Origin of the sequence: Allobosea lathyri (assembly GCF_900108245.1) — a bacterium.
GTDB lineage: Bacteria > Pseudomonadota > Alphaproteobacteria > Rhizobiales > Beijerinckiaceae > Allobosea > Allobosea lathyri.
Map to the genome: position 1 here is coordinate 1 of NZ_FNUY01000025.1, position 1,503 is coordinate 1,503.

The 1,503-nt window shown below is 65.4% G+C and carries 1 protein-coding gene and 1 pseudogene; both read right to left on the reverse strand.

What is annotated here, in order from left to right; all coding sequences use genetic code 11:
- Positions 1 to 956 (reverse strand): HAMP domain-containing protein (locus tag C4S73_RS27770; RefSeq protein ID WP_146071532.1); only part of this gene is annotated, 956 nt, incomplete at its 3' end.
- Between the two features lie 205 nt (positions 957 to 1,161).
- A pseudogene (locus tag C4S73_RS28410) lies at positions 1,162 to 1,503 on the reverse strand (hypothetical protein); the annotation flags it as partial.

Consider the following 1,503-nt stretch of genomic DNA (forward strand, 5'->3'; position numbering starts at 1 on the left):
ATGCCGCTGACCAGCTTCTGCATCTGCTCGTCGGCCTGCTCGATCTGCAGCCGCGCGCTGAAATCGCCCGCCGCCGTCGCCGCAACGACGTCGCCAACATCCGAAACCACCGCTTCCATCGACTGCACCCGCTCAAGTCGCGCAGCGGCGGCCTTGCGTTCCTGCTCCTGAAGGAGCGCGACCTGCTCGCTGCTTTGGCGCAGCACCGCGACCGCGCGGGCCATCGTGCCGATTTCGTCCTGGCGCCCGACATGGGGCACGTCGATCTGGGTTTCGCCAGCCGTCAGGCGCTCCATGACGGCGCTGAGGTCCAGCAGTGGCTTGGTGATCGAGCGCTGCGCGAAGAGCAGCGCTGTCGAGATCGAGGCCAGCAGGGTCGCCAGCAGAACGGCTGGCAAAATCCACTGCACCTGGCTGGTGAAAGCGGCTGCTTCCTCGCTGAGCCTGCCGCCGGCCCGCTCGTTGCGCTGGCCGAAGGAGACGAGGAGATCGTTCAGGGCTTTCCGATTGGCGCGGTTGAGGTCGTTATTGCCCTGGGTATTGGCTGCCGCTGGCGAGACTTCGCGTCCGAGCCGAACCGTTTCCGAGCGGAAGCCGATGAACTCGCCGATCAACTTGTCGATCTGCGCAGCATTTTCGCGTTCGCCGGCGGGAACGAGGCGGACCAGATCAGCTGCCTGCTTGCGCATGAGCGGAAAGCGGCTTTCCAGTCCCTTGGCATAGGTATCGGCCTCCTGGGTCGATTTCGACATGTAGATTCCGCGCGAATCCATCACCACGCCGATCACCAGCGAATTGAGCCGTTCGGTGGCAAGCGCGATGTCGCCCTGCAGGCTCGATCGGGCGTTGAGATCGCTGGATTTGGTGAGGGCGTAGAGGCCGAGTGCTGCCGACAGGATCGCGCCGCCGGCAATAATGGCCAGCACGGCCAGGATCTTAACGCGAATGGATTTCATCGTGACCTACCCCGAAGCGATCGGCGGGCCGGCTAAGCCGCCACCTGCCCTAGGGTCATGGCCTAAATAAATAAAAGACCGATTAAGTTTGGCTCTTATCCAAGGCCTTGCACCGGGAAATTCTGACACAAGTCCGATCCGCGTATGATTTCACTGGGGAGCGCCCGGGCCGTCGATATGCTCAAAGCCTGAGCGGCTTTCGCCGCTAAAACTCCTCCCAGCCGGCGTCGTTTGCGCGTCCATTCGCGACCTTGCGTGGTGCGGGCTTGGGAGGCGTGGCCTTGGTCTGGGCGAAGGCGGCTTCGGCGAGGTTGCGCAGCCGCTCCGGCTCCGAGCCGGCGCCCGAGGCGGGCGTGGTCTTGTCGGCGCTGCGCAAGGCGGGTGGCGCATAGGCGGGTTTGCTCGCCGCAGCGCGCACCGGCGGTGCGGCGCGCAGGGGCGGCTGCACCGGGGCCGCCTCATGGCCCGTCCTGAATGCGGCGACGAGGTCGTTGAGCTGGCCGATCTTGCCCGTCAGCGAGCTGGCGCTGGCGGCGCTCTGCTCGGC